The organism is Ruegeria sp. BB7 (assembly GCF_056539365.1).
In genome coordinates, this window is the sequence record NZ_JBQFUV010000002.1 from 291,720 (window position 1) to 309,632 (window position 17,913).

General features: G+C 58.1%; 21 protein-coding genes and 1 tRNA gene. 11 read left to right on the forward strand and 11 right to left on the reverse strand.

Annotated elements, in window-relative coordinates; translation table 11 throughout:
* Positions 1-38: 38 nt before the first annotated feature.
* The gene (locus ACR0D7_RS06605) at positions 39-1,181 is read left to right on the forward strand and encodes a deoxyguanosinetriphosphate triphosphohydrolase (protein ID WP_480678274.1); all 1,143 of its coding nucleotides are present in this window, start codon (positions 39-41) and stop codon (positions 1,179-1,181) included.
* Here the strand turns inward: ACR0D7_RS06605 and ACR0D7_RS06610 are convergent, their stop codons facing one another.
* Positions 1,182-1,733 (reverse strand): putative pterin-binding protein, encoded by a 552-nt coding sequence (locus ACR0D7_RS06610; RefSeq protein ID WP_480678275.1) that lies wholly within the window; start codon positions 1,731-1,733, stop codon positions 1,182-1,184. It lies immediately after the preceding gene.
* A 133-nt stretch (positions 1,734-1,866) separates the two neighbouring features.
* Here ACR0D7_RS06610 and argS point away from each other — a divergent pair, with 133 nt between their 5' ends.
* The 6 genes from argS (at position 1,867) to ACR0D7_RS06640 (ending at position 7,480) form a co-directional block, all read left to right on the forward strand.
* Positions 1,867-3,612, forward strand: a complete 1,746-nt coding sequence (gene argS / locus ACR0D7_RS06615) for an arginine--tRNA ligase (protein WP_480678276.1) — start codon at positions 1,867-1,869, stop codon at positions 3,610-3,612.
* 88 nt (positions 3,613-3,700) lie between these two features.
* Positions 3,701-4,765, forward strand: coding sequence for an SPOR domain-containing protein (locus tag ACR0D7_RS06620; protein ID WP_480678277.1), 1,065 nt, complete (start codon positions 3,701-3,703; stop codon positions 4,763-4,765).
* Positions 4,762-5,769 (forward strand): beta-N-acetylhexosaminidase, encoded by a 1,008-nt coding sequence (gene nagZ / locus ACR0D7_RS06625; protein WP_480678278.1) that lies wholly within the window; start codon positions 4,762-4,764, stop codon positions 5,767-5,769. Before ACR0D7_RS06620 ends, nagZ begins: the two co-directional genes overlap by 4 nt.
* Positions 5,759-6,553 carry a segregation and condensation protein A gene (locus ACR0D7_RS06630; RefSeq protein WP_170572167.1) on the forward strand — a complete coding sequence of 265 codons (795 nt, stop codon included), beginning with the start codon at positions 5,759-5,761 and terminating at the stop codon, positions 6,551-6,553. Before nagZ ends, ACR0D7_RS06630 begins: the two co-directional genes overlap by 11 nt.
* Positions 6,546-7,202, forward strand: coding sequence for an SMC-Scp complex subunit ScpB (gene scpB / locus ACR0D7_RS06635; protein ID WP_480678279.1), 657 nt, complete (start codon positions 6,546-6,548; stop codon positions 7,200-7,202). Before ACR0D7_RS06630 ends, scpB begins: the two co-directional genes overlap by 8 nt.
* Positions 7,203-7,267: 65 nt before the next feature.
* Complete coding sequence (locus ACR0D7_RS06640; RefSeq protein ID WP_480678280.1) at positions 7,268-7,480, forward strand: hypothetical protein; 213 nt, start codon at positions 7,268-7,270, stop codon at positions 7,478-7,480.
* On the opposite strand, the gene ACR0D7_RS06645 is transcribed toward ACR0D7_RS06640, so the two are convergent.
* From ACR0D7_RS06645 to ACR0D7_RS06680, 8 genes are all read right to left on the reverse strand, one after another.
* Positions 7,481-8,560, reverse strand: a complete 1,080-nt coding sequence (locus ACR0D7_RS06645; RefSeq protein WP_480678281.1) for a 2'-deoxycytidine 5'-triphosphate deaminase — start codon at positions 8,558-8,560, stop codon at positions 7,481-7,483. It lies immediately after the preceding gene.
* A 60-nt stretch (positions 8,561-8,620) separates the two neighbouring features.
* Positions 8,621-8,697, reverse strand: a tRNA-Pro gene (locus tag ACR0D7_RS06650).
* Positions 8,698-8,758: 61 nt separating this feature from the next.
* A complete protein-coding gene (locus tag ACR0D7_RS06655) occupies positions 8,759-9,382 on the reverse strand; it encodes a MerR family transcriptional regulator (protein WP_480678282.1) in 624 nt (207 codons plus the stop codon).
* Positions 9,383-9,400: 18 nt separating this feature from the next.
* Positions 9,401-9,703: an integration host factor subunit alpha gene (ihfA, locus tag ACR0D7_RS06660; RefSeq protein ID WP_008755922.1), complete on the reverse strand. Its 303-nt coding sequence runs from the start codon at positions 9,701-9,703 to the stop codon at positions 9,401-9,403.
* 96 nt (positions 9,704-9,799) lie between these two features.
* Positions 9,800-10,771 (reverse strand): beta-ketoacyl-ACP synthase III, encoded by a 972-nt coding sequence (locus ACR0D7_RS06665; RefSeq protein WP_480678283.1) that lies wholly within the window; start codon positions 10,769-10,771, stop codon positions 9,800-9,802.
* Positions 10,772-10,792: 21 nt separating this feature from the next.
* Positions 10,793-11,881: a phosphate acyltransferase PlsX gene (plsX, locus tag ACR0D7_RS06670; RefSeq protein ID WP_170382936.1), complete on the reverse strand. Its 1,089-nt coding sequence runs from the start codon at positions 11,879-11,881 to the stop codon at positions 10,793-10,795.
* Positions 11,882-11,905: 24 nt separating this feature from the next.
* On the reverse strand, positions 11,906-12,112 hold the full coding sequence (gene rpmF, locus ACR0D7_RS06675; protein WP_480678284.1) for a 50S ribosomal protein L32: 207 nt from the start codon (positions 12,110-12,112) through the stop codon (positions 11,906-11,908).
* A gap of 206 nt (positions 12,113-12,318) precedes the next feature.
* On the reverse strand, positions 12,319-12,855 hold the full coding sequence (locus ACR0D7_RS06680; RefSeq protein ID WP_480678285.1) for a YceD family protein: 537 nt from the start codon (positions 12,853-12,855) through the stop codon (positions 12,319-12,321).
* A gap of 85 nt (positions 12,856-12,940) precedes the next feature.
* Between ACR0D7_RS06680 and ACR0D7_RS06685 the strand changes: the two genes are divergently transcribed.
* The 4 genes from ACR0D7_RS06685 to ACR0D7_RS06700 all read left to right on the forward strand — a co-directional run bounded on the left by ACR0D7_RS06685 (position 12,941) and on the right by ACR0D7_RS06700 (position 16,418).
* Positions 12,941-13,417, forward strand: a complete 477-nt coding sequence (locus ACR0D7_RS06685) for an outer membrane protein assembly factor BamE (protein WP_480678286.1) — start codon at positions 12,941-12,943, stop codon at positions 13,415-13,417.
* Positions 13,418-13,514: 97 nt separating this feature from the next.
* The gene (locus ACR0D7_RS06690; RefSeq protein WP_480678287.1) at positions 13,515-14,249 is read left to right on the forward strand and encodes a GNAT family N-acetyltransferase; all 735 of its coding nucleotides are present in this window, start codon (positions 13,515-13,517) and stop codon (positions 14,247-14,249) included.
* Positions 14,250-14,317: 68 nt separating this feature from the next.
* Entirely contained in the window at positions 14,318-16,126 is a 1,809-nt protein-coding gene (locus ACR0D7_RS06695) for an ABC-F family ATP-binding cassette domain-containing protein (protein WP_480678288.1), read from the forward strand.
* Between the two features lie 46 nt (positions 16,127-16,172).
* Entirely contained in the window at positions 16,173-16,418 is a 246-nt protein-coding gene (locus ACR0D7_RS06700; RefSeq protein ID WP_480678289.1) for a hypothetical protein, read from the forward strand.
* Positions 16,419-16,427: 9 nt separating this feature from the next.
* Here ACR0D7_RS06700 and ACR0D7_RS06705 read toward each other — a convergent pair whose 3' ends face one another.
* Together ACR0D7_RS06705 and ACR0D7_RS06710 are read right to left on the reverse strand one after the other, a co-directional pair.
* A complete protein-coding gene (locus tag ACR0D7_RS06705; protein ID WP_480678290.1) occupies positions 16,428-16,973 on the reverse strand; it encodes a sugar O-acetyltransferase in 546 nt (181 codons plus the stop codon).
* A 9-nt stretch (positions 16,974-16,982) separates the two neighbouring features.
* Positions 16,983-17,738, reverse strand: coding sequence for a 3-hydroxyacyl-CoA dehydrogenase (locus ACR0D7_RS06710; RefSeq protein WP_480678292.1), 756 nt, complete (start codon positions 17,736-17,738; stop codon positions 16,983-16,985).
* Between the last annotated feature and the right edge of the window lie 175 nt (positions 17,739-17,913).

Here is a 17,913-nt window from a genome sequence, read left to right on the forward strand (position 1 = left end):
TATATGGAACCTTAAGACAGGCGACAAGGACAAGACCTTTGGATAGAGCGGGTTTTGCCTCGGACCCAGGCCGCGCAAGAGGGCGGCTTGTGCCAGAGGAGGAAAGCAGTTTTCGGTCATGTTTTCAGCGTGACCGGGACAGGATTATTCACGCCAGCGCGTTCCGGCGGCTGAAGCACAAAACTCAGGTATTCGTAGAGCATGAAGGCGACAGTTATCGCACACGTCTGACCCATTCGATCGAAGTTGCACAGGTGGCGCGGACGATCGCCGGTGCTTTGGGTTTGAACCCGGAACTAACCGAGGCAGTGGCGCTGGCGCATGATCTTGGGCATACGCCGTTCGGTCACACCGGAGAAGATGCATTGCACGCCTTGATGGGGCCATATGGCGGCTTTGATCACAACGCGCAGGCTATACGGATTGTCACCAAGCTGGAGCGTCATTATGCGGATTTCGACGGCTGTAACCTGACTTGGGAGTGTCTTGAGGGGATTGCCAAGCATAACGGGCCGGTAGATGGGGAATTGCCCTGGGCTCTGGCTGAGTGCAACGAAAGTTTCGATCTGGAATTGCACACCCATGCCAGCGCCGAGGCGCAGGTCGCCGCGCTCTCCGATGACATCGCCTACAACAATCATGACCTGCTGGACGGGCTGCGGGCCGATCTGTTCACCGATGATGACATTCAGCAATTGCCGATTGTCGGTGACTGCTATGCGGAAGTTGACCGCAAGTATCCCGGTCTGGATCCGTATCGCCGCCGGCATGAAGCGTTGCGGAGGGTTTTTGGTGTCATGGTTTCGGATGTGATTGACACTTCGCGTGATCTCATGGCGCAGTCAGGGGCACAGACGGTCGAGGATATCCGGCATTTGGGCTATCCAGTGATACAGTTTTCAACTGGCCTCTGGGCGCAGCTAAAGGAAATCCGCGCCTTCCTGTTTTCGAGAATGTACCGCGCGCCCAGCGTGATGGAGGTGCGGGCCGAGGTAAGCCGGATCGTAAAAGAACTGTTCCCGATTTACCTTGATGATCCCAAGCAGATGCCTAAGCGCTGGCATGGGGATATCGAGGCGGCGCAAGATGAAACCGCGTTGGCGCGGATCGTGTCGGATTACATTGCCGGTATGACGGATCGCTTTGCCTTGCAGGATCACGCGCGGTTAACTGGTCGGTAGTTACTCGATCTCAATGTAGGCCAGTGCCCAGACCTGCTGTCCCGCCTGTTCCTGCGCCAGATCGGCGTCCTCGGTGGGGGGGAAAACGATCATCGTCGGACCATAGTCGCCAATGCCCATCGGAGTGCCGTCGGCATGTGTAGCCAAGATAGGTTGGTGTGCCTCAATCTTGGCCCATGGAATTTTTGCTTGATAGCCATCCATAGCCATTGGCTTTGCGGTTTTCCCATCGGCACCTGCCAAACGCATCACGTCGGACAGGAGCGGGCCGGAAAAGGCAATGTCGCGCTTATTGCCCTCGGGGCCGTATGAGATGGTGATTTGCACCTGCTCAAGGTCGTCCAGTGTTGATGCGTCAAAACCGGCGGCTCCGTCGTGCTGTACGTCGAGGTGGCCCAGCAAGCCGCCATCATTTTCACCGCGTGCAGGCAGGTTGGTTTCCGTAACTGCTCCGCCCAGCGTCAACAGAACGTGACCTTGCGGCGCAGGCATCTCGGCCCAGACCGGCATCGATGTAGTCAGGACAAAGGCAAGAGGCAGAGCTAGGCGCATGAAACGATCTCCGAGTTGGCAACTTTTTGTGACCTTAGCCTCGTTTACAGCTAATCCAAGCGGAAACTGATCGCTTCCATTGACCTTGCCGCTTTGCGTGGTAAACCGCCGAGCAAGCAAAAGGACATCCGAAATGAACCTGTTTTCCGAGATCCGCGGCCTCGTACTGGACGCGCTGGCACAGATGCAGTCCGAAGGCGCGCTGCCCGAGGGGCTGAGCTTTGACAACGTCGCGGTCGAACCGCCGCGTGACGCCGCGCATGGCGACATGGCGACCAACGCGGCGATGGTGCTGGCAAAACCCGCCAAGATGAAGCCGCGCGACATTGCCGATGTGCTGGCCGGAAAACTGGCGGCGGATGACCGTATCACCAGTGCCGAGGTGGCCGGGCCGGGCTTTTTGAACCTGCGTCTTGCGCCGTCGGTCTGGCAGGGCGTGCTGGCAGCGGTGCTGGAGAAGGGCACCGACTTTGGCCGCTCGACCATGGGACAAGGGCAGAAGGTTAACGTCGAATACGTATCCGCCAACCCGACCGGTCCGCTGCATGTGGGCCATACGCGGGGCGCTGTGTTCGGGGATGCTCTGGCGAGCCTGCTGGCCTATTCCGGCCATGACGTAACCCGCGAATACTATATCAACGATGGCGGCGCGCAGGTGGATGTATTGGCGCGCTCGGCCTATGAACGCTATCGCGAGGCCAATGGTCTGAGCCCCGAAATTGCCGAGGGGCTGTACCCGGGCGATTACCTGATCCCGATCGGGGAGGCGCTGAAAGAGAAATATGGCGACAGCCTGATCGACAAGCCGGAAAGCGAGTGGCTTGCGGATCTGCGCAACTTTGCCACTGATGCAATGATGGACCTGATCCGCGCCGACCTGAAGGCGCTGGGTGTTGAGATGGATGTGTTTTTCTCGGAAAAATCGCTTTATGGCACGGGCCGGATCGAGGCTGCGCTGGAGTCGCTGACCGAGAAAGGCCTCATCTACGAAGGCGTTCTGGAGCCGCCCAAAGGCAAAAAGCCCGAGGATTGGGAGCCGCGCGAGCAGACCCTGTTCAAATCGACCGAGCACGGCGATGACGTCGACCGCCCGGTTAAGAAATCGGACGGCAGCTGGACCTATTTCGCCCCCGATATCGCCTATCACTATGACAAGGTGACCCGAGGGTTTGATGCTCTGATCGACGTTTTTGGCGCGGACCATGGCGGCTATGTCAAACGGATGAAGGCGGCTGTCTCGGCCCTGTCTGATGGCAAGGTGCCGCTGGACATCAAGCTGACCCAGTTGGTGAAGCTGTGGAAGAATGGCGAGCCGTTCAAGATGTCCAAGCGGGCAGGGAACTTTGTTACCCTGCGTGACGTGGTGGATCAGGTTGGACCTGACGTGACCCGTTTCGTGATGCTGACCCGCAAGAACGACGCACCGCTGGATTTCGATTTCGACAAGGTGCTTGAGCAAAGCCGCGAGAACCCCGTGTTCTACGTGCAATACGCCCATGCCCGCGTCATGAGCGTGCTGCGCCGTGCCGCCGAGGCCGGGATTGCCGCCGATGATGCGATCCTCGCCAGTGCTGACCTCAGCAAGAACGATCACGCCTCTGAGCTGACCGTGGCCAAGAAGCTGGCCGAATGGCCGCGTTTGGTTGAGATTGCTGCCCGCACCAACGAGCCGCACCGGGTTGCCTTCTACCTGTATGAACTTGCGGGCGACTTCCACGCATTGTGGAATAAGGGCAACGATGAAACGCAGTTGCGTTTCATTCAGGATGGCGATGTTGTCACAAGCCAGTCAAAAATCGCATTGGCCCGGGCTGTTTCTGTTGTGATTTCAGCGGGCTTGGGTATTCTTGGCGTTACTCCAGCGCAGGAGATGCGGTAACAAATACCGCCCGACGCGCCGGTACGAGGTAGGCAAGAAATGACCCGCGCGCCTTATTTTCAGGCGTGATTCGGGCGGTGAGGCGGACATGGCACGTTACGATTACTCGGGGCAAATCAGCCCCGAGCAGATGCATTACACGAATCAACCGCATCCGCAGGATGCGTATGAATATTCCGACAACATGCACGAGTATGAAGAGGCACCGCGCGCAGCGGGGCTGGGTCGTATCGTAAACGCGCTGGGCGCGGTTGCGTCCCTTGCTTTGGTCGCCGGGATTGGTGTCTGGGGCTATAAGCTGGTGATGCGTGATGTCAGCGGCGTACCGGTTGTGCGCGCCATCGAAGGGCCAATGCGCATCCAGCCAGAAAACCCAGGTGGAACACCTGCGGACCATCAGGGTCTTGCAGTAAATGCGGTGGCTGCGGTCGGAACCGCTGCGCCCCCGGCGGATCGCCTGATCCTTGCACCGCGTCCCGTTTCTTTGACGGATGAGGATACGCCGGTTGATGGACTAAAGCCGACCCCGGCCGTGCATGTTGTTCAGGAAGAGATTTCCGATCAGGAAGCCGCCCAACTGCGCCAGAACACCGTTGATGCTCTGGTCGCTGAATTGGCGGGCGAGGATGCCAAAGCCGAAGAACCAGCGGATGAAGGCGTGCAACTGGCCGCTTTGGCATTGCCCGAAGACGAACCTGCTATTGATCCTGCTGATTTGGCCGCGCAATTGCCCGATCCGGAACTGGCCGCGCTGCCGGGTGTCCGTCGATCCTTGCGACCGATCACGCGCCCGGCGCGTTCAACATCCAGCGGTATTTCCCCCAACAGCAGCACTGAAAATGCAATCAACGCTGCAGTAAAAGCGGCCGTTGGTCTGGACATAGACCCCAACACCCTGTCCAAGGGTACGCGCATGGCGCAATTGGGGGCTTATGAAAGCTCCGACATAGCGCGCGCTGAATGGGATCGTTTGAACGGTCGGTTCGCAGAGTATATGGATGGAAAGCAACGGGTTATAGAAAAAACTTCACGTGGGGGGCGGACTTTTTATCGCCTGCGTGTGCTTGGCTTCGATGACCTGAGCGAATCACGCCAGTTCTGTGCTGCGCTTGAGGGGCAAGGCGCCGATTGTATCCCGGTGGCCGCCAGGTGAGCTTTGGCGCGGCGATCACCGACGCCGAAGGCCTGCGCCTGACGGATGTGGAAAAGAGCCTGTTCCGCGATATGAACCCGTTCGGGTTCATTTTGTTTGCCCGCAACATCGACACCGCCGACCAGATACGCGCCTTGTGTGATGACTTTCGCGAGGCCGTGGGCCGCAATTGCCCGATCACCATTGACCAAGAGGGGGGGCGGGTACAGCGCCTGCGCGCGCCTTTGGCGCGGGAATGGATGCCGCCCCTGGATCATACCGAAAGGGCTGGGGACCAGGCCGCACGCGCAATGTATCTGCGTTACCGTCTGATTGCGAATGAGCTGTTCGAGCTGGGCATCGACAGCAACTGCGCCCCGATGGTCGATCTGGCGCGTAAGGATACTCATAAGTTTCTGAAGAACCGTTGCTATGGGTCTGACCCCAAAACGGTTTCCGGGCTGGGGCGCGCGGTGGCCAAAGGGCATTTGGATGGCGGACTTCTTCCTGTCATAAAGCACATGCCGGGGCATGGTTTGTCGACGCTGGACAGCCACCACGACCTGCCGCATGTGGACTTGCCGCTGGATGCGCTGGAACAAGCAGATTTCGCACCCTTCCGCGCATTGAATGACCTGCCAATGGGGATGACGGCGCATCTGGTTTATGACCAGATCGACCCGCGACCCGCGACAATCTCGTCAACGATGATCGGCCTGATCCGCGAGAAGATTGGCTTTAAGGGTCTGATTATGACCGACGACATCTCGATGAAGGCCCTCAGCGGCGCGCCCGAAGAAATCGCCCGTCAGGCGCTGGCCGCCGGATGCGATGTGGTTCTGCATTGCAATGGCTCGTTTGAAGCCCGCGCCAAAGTATTGGAGGCTGCCGATGAAATGACTGATCCGGCACAAAAACGCGCGGAAAAAGCGTTGGCAATGCGGCAAAAGCCTGTGGAACTTGACATCCAAGCCGCCGAGGCGGAACTATCTGCCCTAATGGGCGGGCAGGTATATGAACGATAACCTTTTCAGCGAAGACCCGGTCTCGGTCGCGGATCGGCTGGCCGCCGAGGCGCTGATCGTCGACGTCGACGGGTTCGAAGGCCCGCTGGACGTGCTGCTGACTCTGTCGCGCACGCAAAAGGTCGACCTTCGCAAAATCTCGGTTCTGGCGCTGGCGCAGCAATATCTGGCGTTTGTGGAAAAGGCCCGCGCGCTGCGGATCGAACTGGCGGCTGACTATCTGGTGATGGCCGCATGGCTGGCGTTTCTGAAATCCCGACTGCTGCTGCCCCCCGATCCGGATGACGAAGGCCCGTCGGGTGAGGAACTGGCCGCGCATCTGGCGTTTCAGTTGGAACGCCTGCAAGCCATGCGCGACTCTGCCGCTCGCTTGATGGCGCGGGATCAGCTTGGCCGTGACTTCTTCAAGCGAGGGCAGGCCGAGGATGTCACTCGCATCCGAACCGTAACTTACTCGGCTACCCTGTTGGACTTGATGCAGGGCTACGCGCGTATCCGCACCCGTGACGAGTTCCGCCCGTTCGTGATGGACCGGGATTCGGTGTTCACGATGGAACAGGCGCTGGAACGGATGCGCCCCCTGATCGGCTTTGCGGGCACCTGGACAGATATGGAGACCTATTTGCCTGACGGCTGGGATGCTGACCCGGTCCGCAGGCGTTCGGCCACCGCAGCGACCTTTGCGGCCTCGCTGGAACTGGTGAAAGAAGGACACATGGAGATCAAGCAGAGCGAGACCTTTGCTCCGATCCATTTGCGCAAGAGGACCGAGACACGTGACTGACGCCCCCGAAGACGAAGGCACCGGCACCCTGTTCGAAGCGCCGCCCTTGGCGGAGCAGGAACGCATGGTTGAGGCCGTGTTGTTTGCTAGTGCCGAACCGGTTTCGATTGGTGACCTTGAGGCGCGGATGCCTCATGGCAGCGACGCGGCGCAAGCTGTAGAATTGCTTCAAAAACGCTATGAAGGCCGCGGCGTACGTGTTGTGCGGGTGGGTGAGGGTTGGGCTATCCGAACCGCGCCTGATCTTGGTTTTTTGATGCAGAAGGAAACGGTCGAGACCCGCAAGCTTAGCCGCGCCGCGATCGAGACGCTGGCCATCGTGGCTTATCACCAGCCTTGTACCCGCGCCGAGATTGAGGAGATTCGGGGCGTCTCGGTTTCACGAGGGACCATTGACCAATTGCTGGAAATGGAATGGATCAGGCTGGGCCGCCGTCGCATGACGCCGGGTCGCCCGGTGACGTTTGTGGTGACGCCGCAATTCCTTGATCATTTCGGCCTGGAGAATGCCCGCGACTTGCCGGGGCTCAAGGAACTACGCGCCGCTGGCCTGTTGGAGAACAGGCCGCCTCCGGGTGCAATTCCGCTAGGCGAAGGCCGCGAGGATGAGGAAGAGGAAGATCAGACCGAACTGTTCGAGGAAGAGTGATCGAGCAGCCCTTTTTGCTGTCACTGGGTTCCCCTATGTTGAGGCTGAGGAAACGGAGTTGAGCAATGAACGCCAATCGGATTATCGACATGATCGTGCGTCAGGTCATGCGCCGCCTTGTCAATAAGGGGGTGGACAAGGGGTTTGACATGGCCAGCCGAATGGGCGGCCAACCTGACGAACCCAACAGTGCGAAGAGTAACGGGCCGCGCCCTTCGCAGCACCTGAAACAGGCGCAACGGATCACCCGGCAGATGCGGCGATTTACAAAGTTCTGATCAGCTAACCGCTTTGAAGTGTTTGGACAGCTTCAGCCCCTGTCCCTGATAGTTTGACGCAATGCCCGCACCGTAAAGCTGCGTGGGCATCTCGGCCATCTTTTCATAGACCAACCGACCGACGACCTGACCGTGTTCCAGCACGAAGGGCGCTTCGTGGCAGCGCACCTCCAGCACGCCGCGCGAACCGGCGCCTCCGGCGGCGGCGTGGCCAAAGCCGGGATCGAAAAAACCTGCATAATGAACCCGAAACTCGCCGACCATCGCCAGATAGGGGGCCATTTCGGCCGCATACATCGGCGGGATGTGCACGGCCTCTCGGCTGACCAAAATGTAGAACGCTCCGGGGTCCAGAATGATGCGGCCGTCCTTGGTGCGCACCGCTTCCCAGTATTCTTGGGGCTCGTATTCTCCGATAAGGTCCAAGTCGATCACGCCGGTATGCGGCTTGGCGCGGTAGCCAACAAGATCGGTATCAGGCAGTTGCAGGTCGACTGAGAAACCTAAGCCATCCTGTATGACCGCTGGGCCATCAACCAAAGGTGAATCGTTGTGCAGCACGGTCAGTTCTGCATCGCTGAGAACCGCCTGACCCTCACGGAATCGAATCTGGTTCAGCCGCATTCCGGGTCGCACCAGAACCGAGAAAGAACGCGGGCAGATCTCGGCGTAGATAGGTCCGGTATAGCCCGCAGGCACGCGGTCGAACTCGGTACCACCATCGGTAATGGTGCGGGTCAGAAGGTCCAGCCGCCCGGTCGAGCTTTTGGCGTTGGCCACCGCAGTTACACGATCGGGCAGGGCCAGCGATTCCATCAACGGAACCAGATAGACGCAACCTTTTTCAAGCACGGCACCGTCCGAGATGTCGATGCGGTGCATTTCAAATTCGTTCAACCGATCTGCAACCGATCGTCCTGCGCCTGCCAGAAACGATGCGCGCACACGGTAAGCTGTTGTTCCGAGACGTAAATCAAGGCTTGCCGGTTGGACCTGAGCCGGAATAATCTCGGGGTTGGCGGTGATCTCACCACGTTCGATCATCGTTTCGATCTGTTGGTTTGGGCATACACCTGTCATTCCGATCCCCCTGATGCCAGAGCGGGATCTGGCCTGTCTGCCATAAACGTCGGTGTGATTTGGTCGGGCTAGCAGGACTCGAACCTGCGACCTTCCGTCCCCCAGACGGACGCGCTACCAGGCTGCGCCATAGCCCGACGTTGAGGTGTTCATAAAGACTTTCCCGGCAGGGGCAAGAGGAAATCATCGCCTTTTTTCTTATCCCGCCGTTCGGTTTTCAATGCGGTTCAAGACGGCACGCAGGTCTTTTGCAACCGGCGCGATCTGTTTCAACAACTGATCGTCGAAATCCGTTCGTTGCCAGGCCCGCGTTGCGATCCCACCCATCAGAGGTGCCTCATTCGCAAATTCTGGTTCAGCCTTCTCAGCGGGCTCTTCAGGCTTAGGAACAGGCGTTTGCGACGATGCGGCAGGAGACTTCGGTGCAGCTTGTGAAGCTGTATTTTCACCAAGGTCAAGTTTGATCTGTTCGTTTGCTGGTGCAGGCTTGGATGCAAAAGGAACAACCACATTGTCCTGTGCCGAAGCAATCGGTTCAGCCGATTCTTCCAACCCCTGAGACAGCGAGGCGACGTGGTTCACACCCTGTTCGCGCAGGATGCGCTGAACGCCTTTAATGGTGATTCCGTCCTCGTGCAGCAATTTCTTGATGCCACCCAGTAAGCGCATGTCATTGGGCCGGTAATAGCGCCGGCCCCCCGCACGTTTTACTGGTTTGACCTGATTGAAGCGGCTTTCCCAAAAGCGCAAAACATGAGCCTGAACGCCGAGCCAGTCCGCAACTTCACTGATCGTGCGAAAGGCGTCGGGGGACTTGCTCATGATCGTGCCGCCCTGATCTTACTTGCGATTCCCTGCGGCGACGCGATCCTTCATCAGGTGCGACGGGCGGAAAGTCAGAACGCGGCGAGGCTGAATAGGTACTTCTTCGCCAGTTTTGGGGTTACGACCGATACGAGCAGTTTTGTCCCGAACGCTGAAGGTGCCAAAAGACGAGATCTTCACCTGTTCACCACGCACTAAGGCGTCGGACATGTGGTTCAGAACGCTTTCTACCAGTTGTGCACTTTCATTGCGTGACAGGCCGACCTCGCGGAAGACGGCCTCGCTCAGATCCATTCGGGTCAGTGTTTTATCGCCCATACCATTTCCCCTGTTGATGCCATAGAATACGGCGAGGGGAAATTCACTGTCAATATCAATGAATTGCAGGGCGGTGTGTAAGCCGAATTGCGCCGGTTACCAGCGCAGAACAACCGCACCCCACGCCAGGCCACCACCGATTGCCTCGGTCACGATCAGATCGCCTTGCTTAATTTGACCGCGCTGTTTGCCCACGGACAGCGCGAGGGGAATCGACGCTGCCGACGTGTTGCCATGATCCTGGACAGTGACGACGACGTTTTCCATCGGTAAGCCCATTTTCCTGGCAGTGCCTTGAATAATACGGATATTCGCCTGATGCGGCACGATCCAGTCGACGTCTGAACTGTTCAGACCGACGGTTTCCAGCGCGGTTTCGGCCGTTTTTGCCAGTTTTTCAACGGCATGGCGGAAAACCTGATTGCCCTGCATACGCAAGTGGCCAGTCGAATGGGTCGACACACCGCCGTCCACATAAAGCAGATCCTTGTAACGCCCGTCCGAGTTCAGGTCGGTCGCCAGAATGCCCCGATCCTGCGCTGAGCCTTCGCCCTCTTGCAGTTCCAGCACCAGCGCGCCAGCGCCATCGCCGAACAGCACGCAGGTCGACCGATCCGTCCAGTCCATGATTCGTGAGAAGGTTTCGGCCCCAATGACTAGAACGCGTTTGGCCTGACCAGACAGGATCAGGGCGTTGGCATTGGTCAGCGCAAAGACAAATCCGGCGCAGACGGCTTGAACGTCAAAGGCGAAACCCTTGGTCATGCCCAACTGTGCCTGCACCATGGTTGCGGCAGACGGAAAGGTCAGATCGGCGGTTGAGGTGGCCACAATGATGGCGTCAACATCTTCAGCCGTTATCCCCGCATCGGCCAGCGCGGCTTCAGCTGCCTTTGTGGCTAAATCCGAAGTGGTTTCCCCCTCGGCAGCGAAATGGCGTCGCTCAATCCCAGAGCGGGTCTTGATCCACTCATCCGTTGTATCGAGTGTCTTTTCAAACTCGGAGTTCGGAACAATGCGCTCTGGCAAATAGTGTCCGACACCTACGACAACTGAACGGCCTGCCATACTGGGGTACTGCCTTTTTTGTTATTCGCCGGCTTTTGGCGGCGTGTGGGCGGCATCTTGTGCAAGCTCGGCTGTCGATGCAACCCGTGCCGCCAATTTTTCGGCGAAACCAGACTGGGCCAGCGTGAAGGCCAGTTTGACTGCCGCAGAGACTCCGGTGGCGTCAGCGCCACCATGCGATTTGACCACGGTTCCATTTAAGCCAAGAAAGACTCCGCCATTCACACGGCGCGGGTCGATGCGCTTTTTCAAGCGCTGCAATGAAGTGATGGCCAGGATTGAAGCAAGGCGCGACAAAGGAGAATACTTGAACGCCTGACGCAGCAGATCGCCAATCAGGCTGGCCGTACCTTCGCCGGTCTTAATAGCGACGTTTCCGGTAAACCCATCGGTTACAATAACATCTGCTTTGTCACCGGGTATGTCACTGCCTTCGACAAAGCCCACAAAATCGAAGTTTGCCCGCTCTGCGAAATCTGAAATCATCGCGTGTGCTTCTTTCAGCTCGGCCCGACCTTTGTGTTCTTCGGTGCCGACATTCAACAGGCCGATCCGGGGGCGTTCCAGCGCCATGCCATTGCGCGCATACGAGGCACCCATAAGCGCATATTGCAGAAGATCCTTGGCGTCGGCACGCACATCCGCGCCCACATCCAGCATCACATTGAAGCCCTGCGGGTTGCGCGAGGGCCACAGAATCGCAATAGCCGGACGGTTCACGCCCGGCAATTTACGCAGGCGCATCATCGACAGCGCCATCAGCGCGCCGGTATTGCCGCAGGACACGGCGCCATGGGCTTCGCCTTTGCGTACGGACTCCAGCGCCGACCACATCGACGTGTTCTTGCCGTTGCGCACAACCTGGCTGGGCTTGTCCTCCATCGTGACTACATCCGGGCAATCACGAAAAACGACGCGCCCCTGAAGGACACGCCGTTTGGCGACAAGTTTGCGCAGCGTTTGCTCAGGCCCGTGCAGGATGAATGCGATTTCGGGATTTTTGTTTGCCGATGTGGCAATGCCCGCAACCACGGTTGCGGGCCCCGAGTCTCCGCCCATAGCGTCAACCGAGATGGTAATCCGTCCGGCCTGCGAGGGCTGTTCTGTCATGCCTTGCCTGCGCGTTTTAGAAGCTTAGGCCGCGTCTTCGTCCAGGTCGATTTCGTCGGCCTGTGCGACGACTTCGCGGTCACCGTAGTGGCCGCAGGACGCGCAGACGTGGTGCGGGCGCTTCAGCTCACCACAGTTTGCGCATTCGTTCGGGTTTGCAGCAACCAGAGCGTCGTGCGCGCGGCGGTTGTTGCGACGCGACTTGGAAACTTTGTTCTGTTGGACGGCCATGGTCTCAACCTTTGTCTACTGAGGGCCAACAGATTCGCTGTGGGCCGGGTTTCATTCTTCGTTTTTCTCGTGGTTTGACGCGCGTTTAGGGGACGAGCCCCGCAATGTCCAACCCAAATTCCGATGAGCGCGCGAAAATACTGCGATTCTCGACATGTTCAAGCGATTTTTCTGAGCGACTGCTATGACAGGAAAACAGACCTATGTCACTCGTCTTTTTTCAGTGCGTCACGCAAACCGGCCAGACCGGCAAAGGGTTTGACATCCTCGTCCGTCATTGCCTGTTTACCGGGTTCGGTAAAGTCGGCTTGTCCCAGTTCCGCGCCAACCTTGCGCGGGTATTGGGGCAGGGCCAGCGATAGGGCCTCGATCATGACAAGGGCGGGGTCGATCTCAGCGCCCAGTTGCTCGGTCTCGTCATCCTCGGGGATTTCGAATTCAGGTTCTTCGGGATCGACCCAGTCGGCCATAAAGGTTCGCGCCACAGGTATGTCGATCCGCGTGGTCACAGGTTCAAGCGTGACGACGCAAGGTTGAATCACTGTCGCGCCCAATTTGCCGGTCAGCACCCAGTCGCGTTTACCCTGTGCCCTGACGTCACCCACAAAGCTGAGTTTGCGAAGACCCAACAAGTCTAGTTCATCTTTTATAGCCTCCAATGCCTTGGCGTCAGGACGCAAGTCAAAGGGGGTTGATGCATTTTGGGGCAGGTCGGCCACCCGCAGAGATGTCTGGTTGCTCATTTGTGACCCTTTCCTGTGTTGAACCGGGGCGGCGGTTTGATGTAAGCGGATAGGGCCCGCAAAGGGCTAAGGCAAGAGGGTGTAAATGTTGAAGGTTGTGAACAGGTTGAAACCGGCGTCGAAAACGCTCGTCTTTGCGGCCTGTCTGGCAGCGGCCACGGCATGTACGCCGGTCTTCAATAATCACGGATATATTCCTGCACCTGAAGAACTGGCCGAGATCAAGGTAGGCGTCGACACCCGCGACAGTGTGCTCGAAGCGGTCGGGGCGCCCAGCTCGTCCGGCGTAGTGCGTGATTCCGGTTTTTACTACGTCCGCTCGCGTGTTCGGCACTACGGCCCGAAAAAACCTGAAGTAGTATCGCGCGAGTTGGTGGCGATCAGCTTCGATGACCGGGGTGTTGTCCGCAATATCGAACGGTTCGGGCTTGAAGACGGAATCGTCGTTCAGCTGGATCGTCGCGTCACCGAATCGTCGATTGAAGGCTCGGGCTTCCTGCGTCAGCTGCTGGGCAACATTGGCAATTTCAATCCGGCCAATATCCCAGGAGCCAGCGAGTAACAGCAAGCCACACCTTGCGATAGTCATACGACAGTCACACATTGTGGGTAATGACACAGCATGAGAAATCGGGTCAGCAACCGTGGAGGATGCGACCATGACACTATTGCTTGGCAAAGGCCGGTATCGTGCGCGCTTGGCGCAGTCACCTCAGGATGTGGCAGCGGCGCAGGTACTGCGCACGCTGGCTTTTGGCACAGAGCAGACTGATCAGGACGATTTTGATCTGGTCTGCGAACATATTCTGGTTGAAGACATGCGGCACGATGGGCAGCTGGTTTGTTGCTTTCGCATGCTGACGATGGACAGCGGGGCTGAGATTAGCCGGAGCTATTCTTCACAATTCTATGATCTCTCCGTGCTTGAGGGTTTTGAGAAGCGGATGGTCGAGATGGGGCGGTTCTGCATCCATCCCGATTGCACCGACCCGGACATTCTGCGTGTCGCTTGGGGGGCGATGACAGCCTATGTCGATCAAAACGGGGTTGAGATGTTGTTCGGCTGTTCCTCTTTTGCCGGTACAGAGACCGAGGAATATCTTGATGCCTTCGCAATGCTGAAGCACCGGCATCTGGCGCCGAAACGCTGGCTGCCGCGGGTAAAGGCGCCGGATGTTTTTCGATTTGCCGCGCGTCTGCGTCGCAGGCCGGATGCGAAAAAGGCGATGCTACGGATGCCGCCCTTGCTGCGTACTTATCTGATGATGGGTGGTTGGGTCAGCGATCATGCCGTGGTGGACCGGCACATGAATACCCTGCATGTCTTCACCGGGCTTGAGATCGGCGCGATTCCCCCAGCCCGAAAACGTCTGCTGCGGGCGGTCGCCGGGTGATTTGAGTATTTTTGAAAAGGTGAAGCAGAGGCGTTGACGCATTGTGTCTGCCGGTTTAGCTGGCGGGCATGGCGAGAATTCCTTTGTTGCAGATGTCCGGTATTTCCCTGACCTTCGGGGGCGATCCGGTGTTTTCGGAGCTGGACCTAGTGGTGCAGCCGGGCGACCGTGTCGCTTTGGTGGGGCGGAACGGGTCGGGCAAATCCACCCTGATGAAAGTGATGGCCGGGCTGGTTGAACCCGACCAAGGCGATATCGTGATTCCACCTGGAAAATCTGTTGGTTACATGGAGCAAGACCCGACCATGGAAGGCTTCGCCACGTTGGGCGACTATGCCTCAAGCGGGTTGGAGCCGGGCGAGCTGTACAAGGTCGAGCGTGCGGGTGAGGGGCTGAAGTTTGATCCCTCCCGCGCGGTCGAAACCGCCTCGGGTGGGGAAAGGCGGCGGGCGGCGCTGGCCAAGTTGATGGCCGAAGCACCTGACCTGATGTTGCTGGATGAGCCGACCAACCATCTGGATATCGAAGCGATTGCCTGGCTCGAGCGTGAGTTGGGTTCGACTCGAACTGCCTATGTCCTGATCTCGCATGACCGCGCATTTCTGCGGGCGCTGACACGTGCGACGCTGTGGATCGACCGCGGCATGGTGCGACGGCAGGAGCAGGGTTTCGATGCGTTCGAAGCCTGGCGTGACAAGATTTGGGACGAAGAGGATCAGCAGCGACACAAACTAAACCGCCTGATCAAGTCCGAAGCGAAATGGGCCGTTGAAGGTATCAGTGCGCGCCGGAAACGCAATCAAGGTCGGGTTCGAGCTTTACAGGCATTGCGTGCCGAGAAAGCGGCGCAGATTAAACGTCAGGGCTCGGCGGCGATGACGCTCGAGGCCGGGCCGAAATCGGGGCGAAAGGTAATTGAAGCCAAAGGCTTGACCAAGTTTTTTGACGCGCAGCAGATCGTTCGGAACTTTGATCTGCTTGTACAGCGCGGTGACCGCGTGGCTTTTGTCGGCCCCAACGGTGTTGGCAAGACGACGCTGCTGAAAATGCTGCTGGGGCAGGAGCAGCCCGATGAGGGTTCGGTGGCCTTGGGTACCAATCTGGAAACTGCTGTTTTTGACCAGACCCGTGCGCAACTGGACCCCGAGATGAGCCTGTGGGACAGCCTGACCGGCGACCCCGAGATGCGGGTTTCGGGCAAGGCCGATCAGGTCATGGTCGGTGGTCAACCAAAGCACGTGGTCGGCTACCTCAAGGAATTCCTGTTCGATGAACGGCAGGCGAGAGCGGCTGTTAAGTCCCTGTCGGGCGGCGAAAAGGCGCGGTTGCTGCTGGCCAAGCTGATGGCCAAGTCCTCGAACTTGCTGGTGCTGGATGAACCGACCAACGATCTGGATGTCGAAACTCTGGACCTGTTGCAGGAACTGCTGGACGATTATGACGGCACTGTTCTGCTGGTCAGCCACGATCGGGATTTTCTGGACCGGGTCGCCACCACGACGATTGCGATGGAAGGCAATGGTCGCGCAACCGTTTACGCGGGCGGGTGGTCGGATTACATTGCGCAGCGGGGCGATGTATTTGAGAAGAAGGCTGAAAAAACAAAGGCATCCAAACCGAAGATAAAGCAGGAAAACCAGCCTAAATCAGGCCTCTCATTCTCGGAAAAGCATCGTCTTGAGAAGCTGCCCGCCGAAATCGCCCGCCTTGAGGCCGAGATCGGCAAGCTGGAAGAACTCATGTCTGACCCCGAACTGTTCACGCGCGAGCCGGTTAAGTTTCAGAAGGCGACCGAAGCTCTGGTGGAGCGCCAGGAAAAACTGGTAGCGGCTGAGGAAGAGTGGTTGACGCTTGAGGAAAAGGCTGAGGGTGTTTAGGGCAAGTCGGGCAATTGTAAGTCAGGTACTGAAAGGAGCAGAATATATGCCAAAGCTTCAGGTGGATGGCGTAACGATTGCCGAAATTGAGGTTATTCCCGCAGAGACACTTAGGCGGCAGTTGGCTGATGCTGCAACCTCGATGGTAAATCGCGTTGGGATAGAATTGCGCCCTTCCTTTGAAGGGGCTGTAAAATCCTCTGAAGACCTGAGTTCCGATACGGAATTTGATTGGGAATCCGGAACAGCGACAATCGAAGTGCGCTGGTCAAAAAAACGCTCTCGTGAATAGGTGACAGAATCATTTCACAGGGCGGGCAGGATTTCCGACTACCGTTTTTCGGGCAGCGACGCTCTTGGTGACGACGCTGCCTGCGCCTATGGTGGCGTTGTCGCCGATGGTGATGCCGGGCATCAGGATGGCACCGCCGCCCACCCAGACATTCCGGCCAATGGTCACTGGTAGACCGATTTCCAGCCCTTGCGCGCGCTCAGCTGGATCTTTGGCGTGCTGGGCGCAATAGATCTGGACGTGAGGGCCGAACATCGTGTCGTCTCCGATCTGCACCGGCGCGGTATCCAGAACAATACATCCTGCGTTGAAATAGACTCGCGCTCCGAGGTGAATATTCAGACCATAGGCGCAGTGAAAGGGGGCTTCGAGAAAGCAATCAGGGCCTGTGCTGGCGAGCAGGGCTTGTAACTCTGGTGCCATGGCTCCTCGTGCGTCCGGCTGGCAGGTATTGTGCGCATGAACTGCTCGCCGGGCTTCCGCGCGCAATTCATTCAATTCCGCGTCAAGGCAGCAATACCACTGCCCGGCCTGCATCTTTTCCCGCTCGGTCATAGGGTAGGCTTAGCGCATACGCAGGGCACCGTCGATGCGGATGACTTCTCCGTTCAGGTACCCCATCTCAACAATAAACCCGGCCAACTGCCCGTATTCACGAGGATCTCCCAAACGGGCAGGGTTAGGTACGTCGGCGGCCAATTGTTGCTGCACCTCTTCTGGCAGACTGGCCAGCATCGGGGTCATAAAAATGCCGGGGGCGATTGCCATAACCCGAATACCGCTCGAGGCCAGATCGCGCGCCATCGGCAAGGTCATCCCGACCACACCACCTTTTGAGGCCGCATAGGCGGCTTGGCCTTTTTGCCCATCAAAGGCCGCGATCGAAGCTGTGTTGATAATTACTCCGCGGGCGCCATCCGGCTCTGGCTCGTTCTTAGCCATTTCAACGGCAGCCAAGCGCGAAACGTTGAAAGTGCCAATTAGGTTGATGTCTATGGTGCGCTGGAAAGCGTCCAGCGGGTGTGGGCCTTCACGACCCACTGTTTTGGCCCCAATGGCAATGCCCGCACAATTCACAGCTGCCGTGATCTTGCCCATTTTGTCCAGTGCAGTGGAGATGGCGGTAGAGACCGAGCTTTCGTCTGTGACATCGGTTTGCGCAAAGTAACCCCCGATCTCGGCGGCGACCTGCGTGCCGCGATCCGTGTCCCTGTCTAGGATCGTGACCTGCGCGCCTTGGTCCGCAAAGTGGCGGGCCGTTGCTTCGCCAAGGCCCGAAGCGCCTCCGGTTATGATGGCTGCTGTGTTCGACAGGTGCATGACAGGTGCCTTCCAGGTTAATGAACAAATGTTCAATAACTGGAACGCTGGGGGCCTGTCCAGTGTTTTGGAACCAGACCTTGAGCTGCTGTCGGTATAAATTGATTAACAAATCCTCAGATTATGCTCATCCAGCCTTTACCCTCTGTGCCCATTTCGTGATCGAACAACCTGA

Excerpts from the sequence above, each read along its gene's own strand:
- ACR0D7_RS06610 (WP_480678275.1), bottom strand. The coding sequence starts at position 1,733 with ATGCGCCTAGCTCTGCCTCTTGCCTTTGTCCTGACTACATCGATGCCG.
- argS (WP_480678276.1), top strand. The coding sequence starts at position 1,867 with ATGAACCTGTTTTCCGAGATCCGCGGCCTCGTACTGGACGCGCTGGCA.
- ACR0D7_RS06620 (WP_480678277.1), top strand. The coding sequence starts at position 3,701 with ATGGCACGTTACGATTACTCGGGGCAAATCAGCCCCGAGCAGATGCAT.
- ACR0D7_RS06630 (WP_170572167.1), top strand. The coding sequence starts at position 5,759 with ATGAACGATAACCTTTTCAGCGAAGACCCGGTCTCGGTCGCGGATCGG.
- ACR0D7_RS06640 (WP_480678280.1), top strand. The coding sequence starts at position 7,268 with ATGAACGCCAATCGGATTATCGACATGATCGTGCGTCAGGTCATGCGC.
- ACR0D7_RS06645 (WP_480678281.1), bottom strand. The coding sequence starts at position 8,560 with ATGACAGGTGTATGCCCAAACCAACAGATCGAAACGATGATCGAACGT.
- ACR0D7_RS06655 (WP_480678282.1), bottom strand. The coding sequence starts at position 9,382 with ATGAGCAAGTCCCCCGACGCCTTTCGCACGATCAGTGAAGTTGCGGAC.
- ihfA (WP_008755922.1), bottom strand. The coding sequence starts at position 9,703 with ATGGGCGATAAAACACTGACCCGAATGGATCTGAGCGAGGCCGTCTTC.
- ACR0D7_RS06665 (WP_480678283.1), bottom strand. The coding sequence starts at position 10,771 with ATGGCAGGCCGTTCAGTTGTCGTAGGTGTCGGACACTATTTGCCAGAG.
- plsX (WP_170382936.1), bottom strand. The coding sequence starts at position 11,881 with ATGACAGAACAGCCCTCGCAGGCCGGACGGATTACCATCTCGGTTGAC.
- rpmF (WP_480678284.1), bottom strand. The coding sequence starts at position 12,112 with ATGGCCGTCCAACAGAACAAAGTTTCCAAGTCGCGTCGCAACAACCGC.
- ACR0D7_RS06680 (WP_480678285.1), bottom strand. The coding sequence starts at position 12,855 with ATGAGCAACCAGACATCTCTGCGGGTGGCCGACCTGCCCCAAAATGCA.
- ACR0D7_RS06685 (WP_480678286.1), top strand. The coding sequence starts at position 12,941 with ATGTTGAAGGTTGTGAACAGGTTGAAACCGGCGTCGAAAACGCTCGTC.
- ACR0D7_RS06690 (WP_480678287.1), top strand. The coding sequence starts at position 13,515 with ATGACACTATTGCTTGGCAAAGGCCGGTATCGTGCGCGCTTGGCGCAG.
- ACR0D7_RS06695 (WP_480678288.1), top strand. The coding sequence starts at position 14,318 with ATGGCGAGAATTCCTTTGTTGCAGATGTCCGGTATTTCCCTGACCTTC.
- ACR0D7_RS06700 (WP_480678289.1), top strand. The coding sequence starts at position 16,173 with ATGCCAAAGCTTCAGGTGGATGGCGTAACGATTGCCGAAATTGAGGTT.
- ACR0D7_RS06705 (WP_480678290.1), bottom strand. The coding sequence starts at position 16,973 with ATGACCGAGCGGGAAAAGATGCAGGCCGGGCAGTGGTATTGCTGCCTT.
- ACR0D7_RS06710 (WP_480678292.1), bottom strand. The coding sequence starts at position 17,738 with ATGCACCTGTCGAACACAGCAGCCATCATAACCGGAGGCGCTTCGGGC.